The 17,546-nt window shown below is 68.7% G+C and carries 14 protein-coding genes and 3 pseudogenes; 13 read left to right on the forward strand and 4 right to left on the reverse strand.

What is annotated here, in order from left to right; translation table 11 throughout:
* Positions 1-61: 61 nt before the first annotated feature.
* Positions 62-544 carry a DUF4190 domain-containing protein gene (locus MTP03_RS02990; RefSeq protein ID WP_248490646.1) on the reverse strand — a complete coding sequence of 161 codons (483 nt, stop codon included), beginning with the start codon at positions 542-544 and terminating at the stop codon, positions 62-64.
* Positions 545-709: 165 nt separating this feature from the next.
* On the opposite strand from MTP03_RS02990, the pseudogene MTP03_RS02995 reads away from it, so the two are divergent.
* From MTP03_RS02995 to MTP03_RS03050, 12 genes and pseudogenes are all read left to right on the forward strand, one after another.
* Positions 710-1,524, forward strand: a pseudogene (locus MTP03_RS02995) (DUF2786 domain-containing protein).
* Between the two features lie 13 nt (positions 1,525-1,537).
* Entirely contained in the window at positions 1,538-2,254 is a 717-nt protein-coding gene (locus MTP03_RS03000) for a hypothetical protein (RefSeq protein ID WP_248490647.1), read from the forward strand.
* Complete coding sequence (locus MTP03_RS03005; RefSeq protein ID WP_248490648.1) at positions 2,251-2,514, forward strand: hypothetical protein; 264 nt, start codon at positions 2,251-2,253, stop codon at positions 2,512-2,514. Before MTP03_RS03000 ends, MTP03_RS03005 begins: the two co-directional genes overlap by 4 nt.
* Entirely contained in the window at positions 2,502-3,170 is a 669-nt protein-coding gene (locus tag MTP03_RS03010; RefSeq protein ID WP_248490650.1) for a hypothetical protein, read from the forward strand. The genes MTP03_RS03005 and MTP03_RS03010 overlap by 13 nt, the downstream gene beginning before the upstream one ends.
* A 3-nt stretch (positions 3,171-3,173) precedes the next feature.
* Positions 3,174-3,629, forward strand: coding sequence for a TIGR04338 family metallohydrolase (locus MTP03_RS03015; RefSeq protein WP_248490652.1), 456 nt, complete (start codon positions 3,174-3,176; stop codon positions 3,627-3,629).
* 626 nt (positions 3,630-4,255) lie between these two features.
* The gene (gene rplJ, locus MTP03_RS03020; RefSeq protein ID WP_126195087.1) at positions 4,256-4,786 is read left to right on the forward strand and encodes a 50S ribosomal protein L10; all 531 of its coding nucleotides are present in this window, start codon (positions 4,256-4,258) and stop codon (positions 4,784-4,786) included.
* 98 nt (positions 4,787-4,884) lie between these two features.
* Positions 4,885-5,277: a 50S ribosomal protein L7/L12 gene (gene rplL, locus MTP03_RS03025; protein WP_248490653.1), complete on the forward strand. Its 393-nt coding sequence runs from the start codon at positions 4,885-4,887 to the stop codon at positions 5,275-5,277.
* A gap of 232 nt (positions 5,278-5,509) precedes the next feature.
* Positions 5,510-6,673, forward strand: coding sequence for an ABC transporter ATP-binding protein (locus MTP03_RS03030; protein WP_248490654.1), 1,164 nt, complete (start codon positions 5,510-5,512; stop codon positions 6,671-6,673).
* 458 nt (positions 6,674-7,131) lie between these two features.
* Positions 7,132-10,682: pseudogene (locus tag MTP03_RS03035) on the forward strand (DNA-directed RNA polymerase subunit beta).
* Positions 10,683-10,712: 30 nt separating this feature from the next.
* The gene (locus tag MTP03_RS03040) at positions 10,713-14,669 is read left to right on the forward strand and encodes a DNA-directed RNA polymerase subunit beta' (protein WP_248490658.1); all 3,957 of its coding nucleotides are present in this window, start codon (positions 10,713-10,715) and stop codon (positions 14,667-14,669) included.
* A gap of 145 nt (positions 14,670-14,814) precedes the next feature.
* Positions 14,815-15,258: pseudogene (locus MTP03_RS03045) on the forward strand (DUF6886 family protein); the annotation flags it as partial.
* Between the two features lie 154 nt (positions 15,259-15,412).
* Complete coding sequence (locus MTP03_RS03050) at positions 15,413-15,844, forward strand: DoxX family protein (RefSeq protein WP_248490663.1); 432 nt, start codon at positions 15,413-15,415, stop codon at positions 15,842-15,844.
* A gap of 23 nt (positions 15,845-15,867) precedes the next feature.
* Here the strand turns inward: MTP03_RS03050 and MTP03_RS03055 are convergent, their stop codons facing one another.
* A complete protein-coding gene (locus MTP03_RS03055) occupies positions 15,868-16,242 on the reverse strand; it encodes a YccF domain-containing protein (RefSeq protein WP_248490667.1) in 375 nt (124 codons plus the stop codon).
* 34 nt (positions 16,243-16,276) lie between these two features.
* Here MTP03_RS03055 and MTP03_RS03060 point away from each other — a divergent pair, with 34 nt between their 5' ends.
* Positions 16,277-16,612 carry a hypothetical protein gene (locus MTP03_RS03060; RefSeq protein WP_248490668.1) on the forward strand — a complete coding sequence of 112 codons (336 nt, stop codon included), beginning with the start codon at positions 16,277-16,279 and terminating at the stop codon, positions 16,610-16,612.
* Here the strand turns inward: MTP03_RS03060 and MTP03_RS03065 are convergent.
* Entirely contained in the window at positions 16,604-17,257 is a 654-nt protein-coding gene (locus MTP03_RS03065) for a helix-turn-helix transcriptional regulator (RefSeq protein WP_371820866.1), read from the reverse strand. The two genes, MTP03_RS03060 and MTP03_RS03065, sit on opposite strands and share 9 nt — an antisense overlap.
* A complete protein-coding gene (locus tag MTP03_RS23295; RefSeq protein WP_371820867.1) occupies positions 17,245-17,532 on the reverse strand; it encodes a helix-turn-helix transcriptional regulator in 288 nt (95 codons plus the stop codon). Before MTP03_RS23295 ends, MTP03_RS03065 begins: the two co-directional genes overlap by 13 nt.
* Positions 17,533-17,546: the final 14 nt, after the last annotated feature.

Here is a 17,546-nt window from a genome sequence, read left to right on the forward strand (position 1 = left end):
GACCTGTGGTCGGGGTTTCTCGGTGTTCCGGGCCGGTGTTCCGGGCGCCGTGAGGTCGGGCTCAGACCAGGAAGTACGAGCTCGACGACGACGCGAGACCCACGACGACCAGCCAGAAGATGATGTAGGCGACGATGCCCGCGGTCGCGATGCCGCCGAGGATGACGCCCACGAGCGCGAGCGTGTTCTTGTAGCCGCGCTGCTTGGACTTGTTCAGAGCGATCCAGCTGACGATGAGGCCGGGAAGGCCGCAGCACGCGACGGCCAGGATGAGGCCGACGATGCCCATCGTGTTCTCGGGATCCTCGATCTTCTCGCCGTTCGGGCCGAACGGCGCGGGCTGGCCGTACGCCGGCTGGCCGTACGGCTGCTGGCCGAACTGCGGATCGTACGGCTGCTGGCCGAACTGCTGCTGCCCGTACTGCTGCTGGCCGTACTGCTGCTGGCCGTAGTCGGGCTGACCCGACGGCTTCTGGAACGGATCCTGACCGTAGGGCTGGTTCGGGTCCTGCGGCTGGCCGTACGGATCATTCGGCGTCGACATCGTGAATTCTCCCCTTGTGAAGACGAAAGCTAAGTGCGAGCTAAGCGTAGCCGACCGGCCTGACGGCGCGCTTGTCGCCGGCTTGGCGCGCGCGGCGCGTCTCCGCGGCGGCGGCGCCTGTGCGACAGCGAAAACGTGTCGGCGGTCGTCGGTATCCTCGCCGCTATGGACGACGACAAGCTGCTCTCGCGCATCGGGGCGCTGCTGCGGCAGGCCGAGGGCACGGACAACGAGCACGAGGCCGCCACCTTCACTGAGGCGGCGCAGCGACTGGCCACGGCGGCGTCGATCGATCTCGCCGTGGCGCGGGCGCATCGGCGCGGTGCCGAGCCGGCGCGCGCGGCGCGCAGCAGCGCACCGTCCGGATCGGGGAGGCGGGCAGGCGCGGGCTGCGCACGTTCGTCGAGCTGTTCGTCGCGATCGCGCAGTCGAACGACGTGCGGTGCGACGTGGCGTCCAACTCCACGTTCGTGTTCGCCTACGGGTTCGCGGAGGACGTGGACGCGTGCGAGGCGCTGTACGCGTCGCTGGTGATCCAGATGGTCCGCGCGTCGGACGCGTACCTGCGGTCGGGCGCCCACAAGTCGGAGACGGTGCAGCAGCTGTACGAGGACCGTCGCACTCGGCGCCGGTGGGTCGAGACGAAACCGGTCGCTGCGGTCACGGCGCGGATCAACTTCCAATCGGCGTTCGCCGCGCGCATCGGGGCACGGCTCGCGGAGGCCCGCGCGGCGGAGACGGCGCAGGCCACGGCCCAGGGCGAGCCCGGCACCGCGGTCGCCCTGCGTGACAAGGAACTCGAGCTGAAGTCGTTCTACCGGGAGCAGTCCTCGGCCCGGGGCCGGTGGCGCGGGTCCTCCGCCTCCGCCGGCTATTCCGACGGTGCCCGCCGCGCGGGCGACAGGGCGGGCCGGTCCGCGCGTCTCGGCGACACGTCCGAGTTGGGCGGCGGCCGCGGCGAACTGGAGCGGGGCGCGTAGTGCCCCGCCGTACGTGCCGCACTCGCCGCCGCCGCCACCGCCGCGGCGGTCCGCGGCGGTGTGGTGGGCGGTCGGCGCGGCGGTCGTGGTGGTGCTCCTCGTCGCGGTGATCGCGGCCGTGCTGGTCGTGCGCAGCACGGGCGGGGGTTCGCAGGCGGGGGCGGCACCGTCGTCCACGAGCACCGCGACGGGGAGAACCTGCGGTCTCCCCGGGCCGAGCTCGACGACCCCGATCGGTGAGCGGGTGGTGTCGGGGCCGGTGTCATTCCCGGTCTCGGCGGCGCCGGGCTGGTCGCCGCAGCGCTACCAGCTGTTCTCGCCGGGCGCGCAGTCCGCGGGGCTGCGTACGCCGGTGCCGGGGCACCGGTGGGACGCGCATGCGGAGATCGGCCTCACCACCTTCTCTCCGAAGGTATCGATCCATGAGGCTGCGCGGCGGATCATCCCGTGCATCGTGGGCAGCAGTCGGTACGACTCGTACCGCCCTCGCCTGGAGGGGCTGACCGACCCTGAGCCGATCACCGTCGACGGCGTGCCCGCCGCGCGGGTCACCGGCCGGATCCTGGTCAGCCGCTCGGGCCTCGCGATCGCAGGCGATGTCGTTACGGTGGTGGTCATGGACTCGGCACCCCAGGCATACTTCGAGTCGGACACTCCGATCGGCGATACCGCCCTCGCGGCGGTGGCGAACCAGATCTTCGAGCAGCTCAAGGTGGCGAGGGACGTATGAGCAACCCGCAGGATCCGTACGGTCAGCAGCAACCGGACCCGTACGCGCAGCAGCCCGATCCGTACGCGCAGGGCGGCTATCAGTACGGATACGGCGGCCAGCAGCCCGATCCGTACTCGCAGCAGTACCAGCAGGGCTACCAGCAGCAGCCGTATCAGTACCCGGGCCAGTACCCCGGTCAGGGGCCGCAGGGCAGCCGCCGCAGGGGCCCAAGCGCACCGGCCTGTTCGTCGCGATCGGCGTCGCCGTGGGCCTGGTGATCGTGGTCGCGCTCGCGGCCGTGTTCCTGGTCGTGCGGTCGTCATCCAGCGAGGACCCCACGGTCGCGGCGCCCACGTCGAGCGCCGCCGACACCACGACCGGCGGAAGTACGGGCGGCGACTGCGGCATGCCGGGAACCGGGCTCGCGTCGGAGATCACCGACCGCGTCTCGTCGGGCCCGCTGTCGTTCCCCGTGTCGGCGGCGCCCGGGTGGGAGCGCGAGAGCTACACGGTGTACGCGCAGAGCATCGCCGCCGCCGGCCTGCAGAAGTCGATGGGAGACGGTCAGCCGTGGCAGGCGGGCGCCGAGGTCGGGCAGACCAACTTCGGCTCCAAACTGGACCCCAAGGACGCGGCTGCGCGGATGATCCAGTGCATCGCCGACGGCGCCGGGTACAACTCGGCCACCAGCAAGCGGGTCGAGCAGACGCCGCCGGAGTCGATCACCGTCGACGGGGTGGCCGCCGCGAAAGTCACCGGGAAGATCCTCGTGACCGCACCGGACGTCACGGTCGCCGGTGACGACGTGACGGTCATCGTGATCGCGTCCGCCCCGCAGACGTACGCGATGCTGGTGATCCCGATCGGCCGCGACGACATGGCCGCGACGGGCAAGGCGATCATCGAGCAGCTCAAGGTGGCTAAGGACGTCTAGGATGTGCAGCGGGCCGCGGTCTACCGGGCGGAGGAGTTGGTCCGCGGCCTGTTCGACCACGCCGGGGGAGGGCGCACCGTCGACGTCCTGGGAGTCCCGCTGACCCTGCCGCCCGAGGCCCGGTTCGCCGCGGTCGACTCGGTGCAGGCGTACGTCGACCGTGTGCTCGGCGCGGGCCGGGTGCGAGTCCGCGCGCGGGCCGGCTCGGCGGGCGCGCACTACGAGGCCGGAGGTGTGATCGCGGTTCCCGCCACCCGGGACGGCACGTGGGCGCTGCGGGAGCTGGTGATCCTGCACGAACTCGCGCACCACGTGGTCGCGACGTCGGGCGCCGGCGGTGCCGCGCACGGCCCGTCGTTCACCCGCGCCGTCGTAGACCTCGCTGCGCGGGTCATGGGCCCGGAGGCCGGCCTGGCGTTGCGGATCGTCTACACCGAGTCCGGCGTCGCCGTCGGCTGATCCGTCGTCGCGTGGGGGGCGCCGTGGCGTCACGTGGGGGAGTCGGCGCCGCGCGGGGGACAGTCGGACCCTCACTGCACGAGCGGCTTCCAATAGGGGGCGGAACGCCGGAGCCGCCTTTCGGTGCCGCGCGGGGGACGAACGGCATCGGGTGACGCGGGCAGTCGCAGCCCGTGCGAGGTGCCCGCTCCCAGCTGGGGCGTGGTGTCCCCGCATCGAGCCGGCGTCCCACCAGCTGCAGCTGGTGGGAGACCAGATTCTGCCGGGGACACCAGCTCCCAGCTGGGAGCGGCCACCCGAGCGGAGCGAGAACCGGCGGAGCGGACACCCGCCCGGCCCCGGGGGCGGCACCGTCGGACCCGATTTGGTGACCCGGCGTCGGTCGCGTACCCTGGACTCTCGGAATCCGGTGTTCCACCGGACTGTTCCACCGAAGACCGTCGGTCATCGGGCGTGAGCCCGATCGAAGGTCCGGCCCCGAGTCGGCGACCCACGCAGGAGGACGAGGCTTCCGCCGCACGCCGCGAGGTGTGCGCCTACGAACCCCGTGCGCCCTGCGCCGGGGTTCTCGTCGTTTCGGGCTCGAATCTTCGCCCGACGGATGACACGTAGAGAGGAGGCGAAGTATGGCAAACGCCGAGAAGGTCGCAGCAGTCGCTGAGATCGCCGAGAAGTTCTCGAAGTCCACGGCCACCGTGGTCACCGAGTACCGCGGGCTGTCGGTCGGTTCCATCACCGAGCTGCGTCGTTCGCTCGGAGCTGGTGCCACCTACTCCGTCGCCAAGAACACCCTGGTCAAGCTCGCCGCCAAGGATGCTGGCGTCGAGGGCCTGGACGAGCTGTTCGAGGGTCCGACCGCGATCGCCTTCATCGAGGGTGAGCCGGTCGAGGCCGCCAAGGCGATCAAGAAGTTCGCCAAGGACAACAAGGCCCTGGTCATCAAGGGCGGCTACATGGACGGCAAGGCGCTGTCCGTGGCCGAGGTCGAGCGTATCGCCGATCTCGAGTCGCGCGAGGTGCTCCTGGCCAAGCTCGCCGGTGCCATGAAGGGCAACTTGGCGAAGGCCGCTGGCCTGTTCAACGCTCCCGCCTCGCAGGTGGCCCGCCTGGCCGCCGCGCTGCAGGAGAAGAAGGCCGCCGACGAGGCTGCCGCGTAAGACCGCTGATCCAGCGAACCCCGCGCGCACCGCTCGCGGGAACCATCACCACCTTGCCTCGCGGATCAGCGAGCAAGACTGAACGGAAGGACGCCACCATGGCGAAGCTCACCACCGACGAGCTGCTTGATGCTTTCAAGGAGCTGACCCTGCTCGAGCTCAGCGAGTTCGTGAAGGCTTTCGAGGAGACCTTCGAGGTCACCGCTGCTGCTCCGGTCGCCGTCGCGGCTGCCGGCGCTGCTCCCGCCGCCGGCGGCGCCGAGGCCGCTGCCGAGCAGGACGAGTTCGACGTCGTCCTCGAGGGCGCCGGCGACAAGAAGATCCAGGTCATCAAGGTCGTCCGCGAGCTGGTTTCGGGCCTCGGCCTGAAGGAGGCGAAGGACCTCGTCGAGGGCGCCCCCAAGCCGATCCTGGAGAAGGTCGACAAGGAGGCCGCCGACGCCGCCAAGGCCAAGCTCGAGGAGGCCGGCGCTTCGGTCTCGGTGAAGTAATTCCCGAACCGCACGTCAGTGCTGGAACGGCCCCGTCGCATTGCGGCGGGGCCGTTTCCGTGCGTGCGCCTGGCCCGACGGTGCCCGTCCGCCAGGCCCGGTACCGTCGGCCAGAGTGACTCGTCAGTACGAACCGAGAGGTCCGGTACCGCGACCTGGTGTGACTGCGGTACTGTGCTCCCATCGGTCTGTGGCGCGAGCCACACCTGGAGTGCGACGAAAGGTCTCGACAGTGGGTGTCGAAGTAACTACCAAGAACCTGACCAAGTCGTTCGGTTCCCAGAACATCTGGTCGGACGTCTCGCTGACCCTGCCGCAGGGTGAGGTCTCGGTTCTGCTCGGCCCGTCGGGTACCGGTAAGTCGGTGTTCCTGAAGTCGCTGATCGGTCTGCTGCGCCCCGAGGAGGGCGAGATCATCATCGACGGCACGGACATCCTCACGTGTACGTCGTCGGAGCTGTACGAGATCCGGAAGATGTTCGGCGTGCTGTTCCAGGACGGCGCGCTGTTCGGCTCGATGAACCTGTACGACAACACGGCCTTCCCGCTTCGTGAGCACACGAAGAAGAAGGAGAGCGAGATCCGTCAGATCACGATGGAGAAGCTCGAGATGGTCGGCCTGATCGGCGCGGAGGACAAGCTCCCCGGCGAGATCTCCGGCGGTATGCGTAAGCGTGCCGGCCTGGCTCGCGCGCTGGTGATGGACCCGCAGATCATGCTCGTCGATGAGCCGGACTCCGGCCTCGACCCCGTGCGTACCACCTACACCAGCCAGCTGCTGATGGACATCAACGCGCAGATCGACTGCACGACGCTGATCGTCTCGCACAACATCAACATCGCCCGCACGGTGCCGGACAACATGGGCATGCTCTTCCTCAAGCACCTGGTGATGTTCGGCCCGCGCGAGGTGCTGCTCACCTCCGAGGAGCCGGTGGTCAAGCAGTTCCTCTCCGGCTCGATGATCGGCCCGATCGGCATGTCGGAGGAGAAGGACTCGGCGCAGATGGAGGCGGAGGCCGCGCGCGTGGCCGCCGGCCATTCCGACGGTGGCGTCGACGTGCCAGACGAGATCGCTCCGCAGATGCAGCCCACGCCGGGCATGCCGCCGCGTAAGGGCGAGCAGCGGCGCAAGGCCCGCGTCCGCCAGATCCTGCCGACCCTCCCGGAGCGCGCGCAGATCGCGATCCGCAAGGACCTCGGCGACGACCCGGCGGATTTCGCGGCCACCCCGGTCCAGGCGCACAGCGCCGCCGCGGTGCAGGCGCCGGAGACGGCTCCCGTCTCCATCCAGAAGCAGTTCCCGGGCGACGACGCGCCCACCGCCGGCTACCAGGTGACCCAGCCGGTCGACGAGAACCCGACCGATCACCTGCCGAAGGTCGACGGCCGCTAGTCCCTCGCACTCGACAGCGCCGCCCCGGAGTCTCCGGGGCGGCGCTACGTGTTTCAGGTGGCGCTCAGGGTCCGCGGGGAGCCGCTCAGACTGCGCGATGCATCGCGCCGGGCTCGATATTCGAAGGAAATCGGCGGTTTCGCTTGACGTTCGCGTGGATTCGGGTCACAGTTATCGGCAGGATGCGACGTGCTCGTGTCCACGTGACAGCATCGTCGGGTGCGTCCGGCCCATCCGGCAGCCAGCCCCGGGCCGGCAGTCCTGACGGTGCGCGGTGTTCGATTCTCGGCGCGCGTGTCGCTTGCGCGCAAGCCCCGGCGGGGCTTAGTCTGGTCTGCCTCTTGCGGGGTGGTCGATCCTCTGTTATTGTTGGACGTTGCGCTGGCTGCCTCCTGCCCATCTGAATATCCGCCTCTGCAATTGAGGGCGTTTGCTCTGCGGGTTGCCGTCAGCACAATTTGGCAACGTTACTAGTCACAGCAGAGGACGCATCTTGGCAGTCTCCGTCTCCAGCCAGACTCAGAACGATCAGAACGACGCCGTGGTGCCCGGAGCGCCCAAGCGCGTGTCGTTCGCGAAGATCTCCGAGCCCCTTCCCGTGCCGGGCCTGCTCGACCTGCAGATCGACTCGTTCGAGTGGCTCGTCGGTACGCCCGCTTGGCGGGAGAAGGCCGCCGCGCGCGGCGAGGCACAGCCCACCGGCGGTCTGGAGGACATCCTCGCTGAGCTGTCGCCCATCGAGGACTTCTCGGGCTCGATGTCTCTCTCCTTCTCCGATCCGCGCTTCGACGAGGTCAAGGCCTCGATCGAGGAGTGCAAGGACAAGGACATGACGTACGCGGCGCCGCTGTTCGTCACCGCCGAGTTCATCAACAACAACACCGGCGAGATCAAGTCGCAGACCGTCTTCATGGGCGATTTCCCGATGATGACCGACAAGGGCACGTTCATCATCAACGGCACCGAGCGTGTCGTCGTCTCGCAGCTCGTCCGCAGCCCGGGCGTGTACTTCGACGAGACCATCGACAAGTCGACCGAGAAGCCGCTGCACAGCGTCAAGGTCATCCCGGCCCGCGGCGCGTGGCTCGAGTTCGACGTGGACAAGCGCGACACCGTCGGCGTCCGCATCGACCGCAAGCGCCGCCAGCCGGTCACCGTGCTGCTCAAGGCCCTCGGCTGGACCAGCGAGCAGATCCTCGAGCGCTTCGGCTTCTCGGAGATCATGCGGTCCACCCTGGAGAAGGACAACACGGCCGGCACCGATGAGGCGCTGCTCGACATCTACCGCAAGCTGCGCCCGGGCGAGCCGCCCACGAAGGAGTCGGCGCAGACCCTGCTGGAGAACCTGTTCTTCAAGGAGAAGCGCTACGACCTGGCCCGCGTCGGCCGGTACAAGCTGAACAAGAAGCTCGGTCTCCCGGCGAACTCCGACGGCACGCAGCCGCTGGTGCTCACCGAGGAGGACATCGTCGCGACGATCGAGTACCTCGTGCGCCTGCACGAGGCACCGTCGGAGCAGCTCACCTACATGACCGTGCCGGACGGCGACGAGGTCCCCGTCGAGGTCGACGACATCGACCACTTCGGCAACCGGCGCCTGCGCACCGTCGGCGAGCTGATCCAGAACCAGCTGCGCGTGGGCCTGTCCCGCATGGAGCGCGTCGTCCGCGAGCGCATGACCACGCAGGACGTCGAGGCGATCACCCCGCAGACCCTGATCAACATCCGCCCGGTCTCGGCGGCGATCAAGGAGTTCTTCGGCACCTCGCAGCTGTCGCAGTTCATGGACCAGAACAACCCGCTGTCGGGCCTGACCCACAAGCGCCGCCTGTCGGCCCTCGGCCCCGGTGGTCTGTCGCGTGAGCGCGCGGGCCTCGAGGTCCGCGACGTCCACCCGTCGCACTACGGCCGCATGTGCCCGATCGAGACCCCTGAGGGCCCGAACATCGGCCTGATCGGCTCGCTGTCGGTGTACGCGCGGGTCAATCCGTTCGGCTTCATCGAGACGCCGTACCGCAAGGTCGTCGACGGGCAGACCACCGACGAGGTCGTCTACATGACGGCCGACGAGGAGGACCGTTACTACATCGCGCAGGCCAACGCCGCGACCGATGCGAACGGTCGCCTGTCGGACGACAAGGTGCTCGTGCGTAAGCGCGGCTCCGAGGTGGAGTTCGTCCCCGTCTCCGCTGTGGAGTACATGGACATCTCGCCGCGCCAGATGGTGTCGGTCGCGACGGCCATGATCCCGTTCCTCGAGCACGACGACGCCAACCGTGCCCTCATGGGCGCGAACATGCAGCGCCAGGCCGTGCCGCTGGTCCGTTCCGAGTCGCCGCTGGTCGGCACCGGCATGGAGCTGCGCGCCGCGGTCGACGCCGGCGACGTGGTCATCACCGAGAAGCCGGGTGTCGTCGAGGAGGTCTCCGCCGACTTCATCACGATCATGGCCGACGAGGGCACGCGTAAGACCCACAAGCTGCGCAAGTTCGCGCGCAGTAACCAGGGCACCTGCGCCAACCAGCGCCCGATCGTCAACGCGGGCCAGCGGGTCGAGGCCGGACAGGTCCTGGCCGACGGCCCCTGCACCGACAACGGTGAGATGGCGCTCGGCAAGAACCTGCTCGTGGCGATCATGCCGTGGGAGGGCCACAACTACGAGGACGCGATCATCCTCTCGCAGCGCCTGGTGGAGGAGGACGTGCTGACGTCCATCCACATCGAGGAGCACGAGATCGATGCCCGCGACACCAAGCTGGGCGCCGAGGAGATCACCCGGGACATCCCGAACGTCTCCGACGAGGTGCTGGCCGATCTCGACGAGCGCGGCATCATCCGCATCGGCGCCGAGGTCCGCGACGGCGACATCCTGGTCGGCAAGGTCACCCCGAAGGGCGAGACCGAGCTGACCCCGGAGGAGCGGCTGCTCCGCGCGATCTTCGGTGAGAAGGCGCGCGAGGTCCGCGACACGTCGCTCAAGGTGCCCCACGGCGAGACCGGCAAGGTGATCGGCGTCCGCGTCTTCTCGCGCGACGACGACGACGAGCTGGCCCCCGGCGTGAACGAGCTGGTCCGCGTGTACGTGGCCCAGAAGCGCAAGGTCCAGGACGGCGACAAGCTGGCCGGCCGCCACGGAAACAAGGGCGTCATCGGCAAGATCCTCCCCGCCGAGGACATGCCCTTCCTGCCCGACGGCACCCCGGTCGACATCATCCTCAACACGCACGGCGTGCCGCGTCGTATGAACATCGGCCAGATCCTGGAGACCCACCTCGGGTGGGTCGCCAAGACCGGCTGGGACGTGCGCGACGAGAACGGGAACATCCCGGACTGGGCGTCGCAGCTCCCCGAGGAGATGTACGCCCAGCCCAAGGACACCAACACAGCCACCCCCGTCTTCGACGGTGCGCGGGACGAGGAGCTGGCCGGCCTGCTCGGCTCGACGCTCCCGAACCGCGACGGCGACGTGATGGTTCAGGCCGACGGCAAGGCGACGCTGTTCGACGGCCGCTCGGGCGAGCCCTTCCCGTACCCGGTGGCCATCGGCTACATGTACATCCTCAAGCTGCACCACCTGGTCGACGAGAAGATCCACGCCCGCTCGACCGGTCCGTACTCGATGATCACGCAGCAGCCGCTGGGTGGTAAGGCGCAGTTCGGTGGTCAGCGCTTCGGTGAGATGGAGTGCTGGGCCATGCAGGCCTACGGCGCCGCCTACACCCTGCAGGAACTGCTCACCATCAAGTCGGACGACGTGGTCGGCCGCGTGAAGGTGTACGAGGCGATCGTCAAGGGCGAGAACATCCCCGAGCCCGGCATCCCCGAGTCGTTCAAGGTGCTCCTCAAGGAGCTCCAGTCGCTCTGCCTCAACGTGGAGGTCCTGTCGTCCGACGGTGCCGCCATCGAGATGGCCGACGGCGACGACGAGGATCTCGAGCGCGCTGCTGCCAACCTCGGCATCAACCTCTCGCGCAACGAGAACGCCTCCGCCGAAGACCTCGCGAACTAGTCCACGCCAACCGAACGAATTAGGAGAGAAGTGCTCGACGTCAACTTCTTCGACGAACTGAAGATCGGTCTGGCGACCGCCGATGACATCCGTAACTGGAGCTACGGCGAGGTCAAGAAGCCCGAGACCATCAACTACCGCACGCTCAAGCCCGAGAAGGACGGCCTCTTCTGCGAGAAGATCTTCGGCCCGACCCGGGACTGGGAGTGCTACTGCGGCAAGTACAAGCGCGTCCGCTTCAAGGGCATCATCTGTGAGCGCTGCGGCGTCGAGGTCACTCGCGCCAAGGTGCGTCGTGAGCGGATGGGCCACATCGAGCTGGCCGCGCCCGTCACCCACATCTGGTATTTCAAGGGCGTCCCGTCGCGCCTTGGCTACCTGTTGGACCTGGCGCCCAAGGATCTCGAGAAGATCATCTACTTCGCGGCCTACGTGATCACCGAGGTCGACGAGGAGCAGCGCCACAACGAGCAGTCCACGCTCGAGGCCGAGATCGAGTCGGAGAAGAAGGTCCTCGCGGACCAGCGCGACGTCGATCTCGAGAACCGCGCCAAGAAGCTCGAGGACGACCTCGCCGTCCTCGAGGCCGAGGGCGCCAAGGCCGACCAGCGCCGCAAGGTGAAGGACGGCGGCGAGCGGGAGATGCGGCAGATCCGCGACCGCGCGCAGCGCGCCATCGACGAGCTGGACGAGATCTGGACGACCTTCGTCAAGCTCGCTCCGAAGGACATGATCGTCGACGAGAAGCTCTACCGTGAGCTGCAGGACCGCTACGGCGAGTACTTCAAGGGCGCCATGGGCGCCGAGGCGATCAAGAAGCTGATCGAGAACTTCGACATCGACGCCGAGGCCGAGTCGCTGCGCGAGACCATCCGTAGTGGCAAGGGCCAGAAGAAGCTCCGGGCGCTGAAGCGACTCAAGGTCGTCGCGGCGTTCCAGCAGTCGGGCAACTCGCCGCTGGGCATGGTCCTCGACGCGGTGCCGGTGATCCCGCCGGAGCTGCGCCCGATGGTCCAGCTCGACGGTGGCCGGTTCGCCACGTCCGACCTGAACGACCTGTACCGTCGCGTGATCAACCGCAACAACCGCCTCAAGCGACTGATCGACCTCGGCGCGCCCGAGATCATCGTCAACAACGAGAAGCGGATGCTGCAGGAGTCCGTCGACGCGCTGTTCGACAACGGCCGGCGCGGCCGTCCGGTCACCGGGCCGGGCAACCGTCCGCTGAAGTCGCTGTCCGATCTGCTCAAGGGCAAGCAGGGCCGGTTCCGCCAGAACCTGCTCGGCAAGCGCGTGGACTACTCGGGCCGTTCGGTCATCGTCGTGGGTCCGCAGCTCAAGCTGCACCAGTGCGGCCTGCCGAAGCTGATGGCGCTCGAGCTGTTCAAGCCGTTCGTGATGAAGCGCCTGGTGGATCTCAACCACGCGCAGAACATCAAGTCGGCCAAGCGGATGGTCGAGCGGCAGCGGCCGCAGGTGTGGGACGTCCTCGAAGAGGTCATCGCCGAGCACCCCGTGCTGCTCAACCGTGCCCCCACGCTGCACCGCCTGGGCATCCAGGCCTTCGAGCCGCAGCTCGTCGAGGGCAAGGCCATCCAGCTGCACCCGCTCGTCTGTGAGGCCTTCAACGCCGACTTCGACGGTGACCAGATGGCCGTGCACCTCCCGCTGTCCGCGGAGGCGCAGGCCGAGGCCCGCATCCTGATGCTGTCCTCGAACAACATCCTGTCGCCGGCGTCGGGCCGCCCGCTCGCCATGCCCCGTCTGGACATGGTGACCGGCCTGTTCCATCTGACCACGGAGAAGAAGGACGCCGTCGGCGCCTACGCTCCGGCGGCCGAGGACCAGCCGGAGACCGGCGTGTACTCGTCCCCGGCCGAGGCCATCATGGCCGTCGACCTGGGCGACCTGTCGATCCAGGCGCCGATCAAGGTGCGGCTCACGCAGCAGCGTCCGCCGGCCGAGATCGAGGCCGAGCTGTTCGACGGCGCCTGGACGCGCGGTCAGGCCTGGACGGCCGAGACCACCCTGGGCCGCGTGCTGTTCAACGAGCTGCTGCCGGCGGACTACCCGTTCATCGACGAGCAGATGCCGAAGAAGCGTCAGGCCGTGATCATCAACGACCTGGCCGAGCGGTACCCGATGATCGTGGTCGCGCAGACCGTCGACAAGCTCAAGGACGCCGGCTTCTACTGGGCCACGCGTTCGGGCGTCACGGTCTCGATGTCCGACGTGCTCGTTCCGCCGAGCAAGAAGGACATCCTCGACCGCTACGAGGAGCGCGCCGACGGTATTGAGCGCAAGTACGCCCGCGGTGCGCTCACCTCGGGTGAGCGTCGCGACGCGCTGGTGGAGATCTGGAAGCAGGCCACGGACGAAGTCGGTAAGGCGATCGACGACTTCTACCCCGAGGACAACCCGATCACGATGATCCCGAAGTCGGGTGCTACCGGCAACATGACCCAGGTGCGCAACCTGGCGGGCATGAAGGGCCTGGTGACGAACCCGAAGGGCGAGTTCATCCCGCGTCCGATCAAGTCCTCGTTCCGCGAGGGCCTGACGGTGCTGGAGTACTTCATCAACACCCACGGCGCGCGTAAGGGCCTGGCCGACACCGCCCTGCGCACCGCCGACTCGGGCTACCTGACCCGTCGTCTGGTCGACGTGTCGCAGGACGTCATCGTCCGCGAGACCGACTGCAACACCACCCGCGGCATCATCGTGCCGCTGGCGGAGCTGCAGGCCGACGGTTCGCTCATCCGCGACGCGCACGTCGAGACCTCGGCGTACGCCCGCACCCTCGCCGAGGACGCGGTCGCCAAGGACGGCACCGTCGTCGTCGAGCGCGGCCACGACCTGGGCGACCCGCAGATCGAGGCCCTGCTCGCCGCCGGCATCGACCAGGTGAAGGTGCGCTCCGTGCTCACCTGCACCACCGGCACCGGTGTCTGCGCGATGTGCTACGGCCGCTCGATGGCCACCGGCAAGCTGGTCGACATCGGCGAGGCCGTGGGCATCGTCGCCGCCCAGTCGATCGGTGAGCCCGGCACCCAGCTGACCATGCGTACCTTCCACCAGGGTGGCGTCGGTGACGACATCACCGGCGGTCTGCCGCGTGTCACCGAGCTGTTCGAGGCCCGTGTCCCCAAGGGCAAGGCCCCGATCGCCGAGGTCTCCGGCCGCATCCGCCTGGAGGACGACGACCGGTTCTACACGATCACCATCACGCCGGACGACGGCAGCGAAGAGGTCGTGTACGACAAGATCAGCAAGCGCCAGCGCCTGCGCGTGTTCAAGCACGACGACGGCTCCGAGCGCCTGCTGGCCGACGGCGACCACGTGCAGGTGGGCCAGCAGCTCCTCGAGGGCGCTGCCGACCCGCACGAGGTGCTCCGCGTCATGGGGCCGCGTCAGGTGCAGGTGCACCTGGTCAACGAGGTCGAGGAGGTGTACCGGTCGCAGGGTGTGTCGATCCACGACAAGCACATCGAGACCATCGTGCGCCAGATGCTGCGCCGCGTCACGATCATCGATTCGGGTTCGACGGAGTTCCTGCCCGGTTCGCTGACCGAGCGCTCGGAGTTCGAGGCGGAGAACCGTCGCGTCGTGGCCGAGGGCGGCGAGCCCGCGGCTGGCCGGCCGGTGCTCATGGGCATCACGAAGGCCTCGCTCGCGACCGATTCGTGGCTGTCGGCGGCCTCCTTCCAGGAGACCACCCGCGTGCTCACGGACGCCGCGATCAACACCCGCTCCGACAAGCTGGTGGGCCTCAAGGAGAACGTCATCATCGGTAAGCTCATCCCGGCCGGTACGGGCATCAACAAGTACCGGAACATCCAGGTGCAGCCGACCGAGGAGGCCCGCGCGGCCGCGTACTCGGTGCCGAGCTTCGACGATCAGTACTACGGCCCCGAGGGTGCGTTCGGCGCACCGTCCGGCGCCGCCGTGCCGCTCGACGACTACGGCTTCTCCGACGGTTACCGGTGAGCTGAGTAGCTGATCACGGCCCCCGCCCTGCTTCTGGCAGGCCGGGGGCCGTTCTCATTGGTTCGACGGTGCCGGTTGCCAGCGGTTTCCGCGGCGCTGACCTAGGACTTCGTCGCCGAAACCGGAGCGTCTCGAGCGCGGGAAACGTCGACTTCGTGAGGTGGTGTGGGCGGTCGACGAGCGCCACGCCCCGGACTACTGGTTCCCGCGGCAATGCCCGCGGGCGATGGCCTGGCGGACCGACGCGTCGTCCGACGCCGATGTCGCCGCCCTCCTCACCGGGGCCGATCGCGTGCACATGATCGAGTACGGCTGGCTCGAGGCGTTCCTCACCGCCGAGGTCTACGCGTACCGGTTCGACGCGGAGCAGTTCACGCCGTTCGGCGACGACGGGCACGCGATGGTCGCCACGGTGGAGGTCGTGCCGCTGGGACCGCCGGAACCCGTGGGCGCTCTCGCGGCGCTGCACGACGCCGCCCGGATCGAGCTGCGGGTGGTGCCGTCGCTCGAACCGTGGTGGGACCGCGTCGTGACGTCGTCACTGGGGTGGAGCGGGATCCGGCTGCGCAATCGCCGTCACGGCGCCTGATCGTCCGATTGTCAGCGGTTTCGGCGCTGTCGACCTGCGATTCGTCCGCCGAAACCGCTGCGAACCACCTCCCTGTTGACGGGACGAATCGAGTGTGTACGGTGTGAACATTCGCCGATGTTCACACCGTGAACACTGACTCGAGGAGTCCGCTATGACCGCTGTGCCCGCCAACGCCGCATCTGCCGCACACGCCACGCAGGCGCGGGGGCGCTCGAAGTCCTGGATCGCGGGCATGGTGATCACCGTGCTGGTCTGGGCGTTCCTGGTCTTCGACGTCGTGGGCAAGGTGACCAAGCCGCAGGCGGTCATCGACGGCACGCTGCAGCTCGGCTTCCAGGACAAGCACATCCTGGTCATCGGGATCGTGCTGCTCGTCGGCGTCGTGCTGTGGACGATCCCGCGCACGGCGGTGATCGGCGCGATCTACCTCACCGGCTACCTCGGGGGCGCCGTCGCGATCAATCTCCGCGCCGAGCAGCCGATCGCCGGCTTCGTGCTCTCGGGCGTCTACGTCGGCGTGCTGATCTGGCTGGCGATGCTCCTCCGTCGGCCCGACCTGCGCCGCGCGATCCTCGGCCGCTGACCGCGCCCGTGCTGCGCCGGGAGCTACGGAGTCGGCACGATCTCCGCGCCGAGCGGCAGCAGCGACACCCGGATCATCTTGAAGTTCGCGATCCCCAGCGGGATCCCGATGATGGTCAGGCACAGTGCGATCCCCGTCGTAATGTGCCCGATCGCCAGCCAGACCCCGGCGACCAAGATCCAGATGATGTTCCCCAGCAGCGACGCGGCACCGGCGTCGGGCCGGTCCACCACCTTGCGGCCGAACGGCCACAGTGCGTAGCCCGCGATCCGGAACGATGCCAGCCCGAACGGGATCGTCACGATCAGGATGCAGCACAGGATCCCCGCGGCCACGTATCCGATCGCCATCCAGAATCCGCAGAGCACCAGCCAGATGATGTTGAGGATCAGCTTCATCGCACCAGTATGCCCGCAGGTCTACCGTGGACGTATGAACCTGTTCCAGCGCTCGGCCAAGGTCTTCAACGCCGCGTTCACGCCCCTGCTCTCGGTGCCGGTCGTCGGCCCGCTCCTCGGCAAGTCGATGGTCACGATCAGCTACAGCGGCCGCAAGTCCGGAAAGCGGTTCTCGCTCCCGGTCGCGTACCAGCGCCGTGGCGACGAAGTGATCATCGGTGTCGCCATGCCCGAGCAGAAGCAGTGGTGGCGCAACTTCCTCGGCGAGGGGGCCGATCTCACGCTCCATTTTCCCGACGGTGACCGAACCGGCCGCGCCGTCGCCTCGTCCGGGCCGAAGGGCACGGTCGTCCGCGTCACGCTACCCTGACGTGGGATCCACTGCCCCCAGGGCGTTCTGCGCCGTGGCGAGCTTGTCGCGCAACACCGCGACCACCTCGGGCGGGCCGAGCACGGTGATGTTCGGCAGCGCAGCCCAGAGTGTCCAGACGGCCTGCCCGAAGTCCCGGAACGCGAGGGTGCCGGCACCGTCGGGCCCGGGTTCCGCCAGGGGAGTCCCGAACGTGCCCAACCGCTCCCAGCCGTACTCGTCCGCGCGCACCGTCACGGTGACTGCCGGATTCCCCGACCGGAACGAGGCCCGGGACTGCTCGAACTCCGCAGCGAGATCCACCTCGTCGGGGCGTTGCGCGGCCTCGGGCAACAGTGCCACCGACTGGAAGCGCGACGTGCGGTAGGTGCGCCGCTCGCCGTCGCGCAGCGCCATCAGGTACCAGGACTGGCCCGCGTGGACGAGCCCGACGGGGTCGAGAATCCGTTCGGCGGGGGCCTTTCCGCGCGCGGCGTAGACCGCGCGCAGCCGCACTCCCTCGATCACCGCGTGCTGCAGCTCGCCGAGGAACGGCTCTGGCGCGGCCGGGCGGGCGAATCCGTCCTCCCGCACGTGGATCCGTTGCGCGGCGGCCGCAGCCTCCCGACGGTGCGCCTCCGGCAGCGCCGCCGTCACCTTCCGCATCGCCGCCGCGAACGCGGGCGACGGTGCCCCTGCGAGAAGGGCTTTCGCCTCGTCGAGCGTGAGTCCTGTGAGGTCGGTGCGATAGCCGGGCAGCAGCCGGATTCCGCCGCCGCGTCCCGGTCGGTGTAGACGGGGACGCCCGCCGTGGAGAGCGCCTCGACGTCGCGCAGCACGGTGCGCGTGGAGACCTCGAGCTCCGCGGCGAGCTGCGCTGCGGTCATCGTGCCGCGGTGGCGCAGCAGCATGAGGACGGACAGGAGGCGGTCGGCGCGCATGTCTCTCAGACTGG

It is taken from the genome of Tsukamurella sp. PLM1, from assembly GCF_023168325.1.
Taxonomy (GTDB): Bacteria; Actinomycetota; Actinomycetes; order Mycobacteriales; family Mycobacteriaceae; genus Tsukamurella.

What these genes read in the sequence shown, in the direction of transcription:
- MTP03_RS03060 (WP_248490668.1), top strand. Translation starts at nt 16,277, where the DNA reads ATGAACCTGTTCCAGCGCTCGGCCAAGGTCTTCAACGCCGCGTTCACG.
- MTP03_RS23295 (WP_371820867.1), bottom strand. Translation starts at nt 17,532, where the DNA reads ATGCGCGCCGACCGCCTCCTGTCCGTCCTCATGCTGCTGCGCCACCGC.
- MTP03_RS03065 (WP_371820866.1), bottom strand. Translation starts at nt 17,257, where the DNA reads ATGCGGAAGGTGACGGCGGCGCTGCCGGAGGCGCACCGTCGGGAGGCT.
- MTP03_RS02990 (WP_248490646.1), bottom strand. Translation starts at nt 544, where the DNA reads ATGTCGACGCCGAATGATCCGTACGGCCAGCCGCAGGACCCGAACCAG.
- MTP03_RS03050 (WP_248490663.1), top strand. Translation starts at nt 15,413, where the DNA reads ATGACCGCTGTGCCCGCCAACGCCGCATCTGCCGCACACGCCACGCAG.
- rplJ (WP_126195087.1), top strand. Translation starts at nt 4,256, where the DNA reads ATGGCAAACGCCGAGAAGGTCGCAGCAGTCGCTGAGATCGCCGAGAAG.
- MTP03_RS03055 (WP_248490667.1), bottom strand. Translation starts at nt 16,242, where the DNA reads ATGAAGCTGATCCTCAACATCATCTGGCTGGTGCTCTGCGGATTCTGG.
- rplL (WP_248490653.1), top strand. Translation starts at nt 4,885, where the DNA reads ATGGCGAAGCTCACCACCGACGAGCTGCTTGATGCTTTCAAGGAGCTG.
- MTP03_RS03005 (WP_248490648.1), top strand. Translation starts at nt 2,251, where the DNA reads ATGAGCAACCCGCAGGATCCGTACGGTCAGCAGCAACCGGACCCGTAC.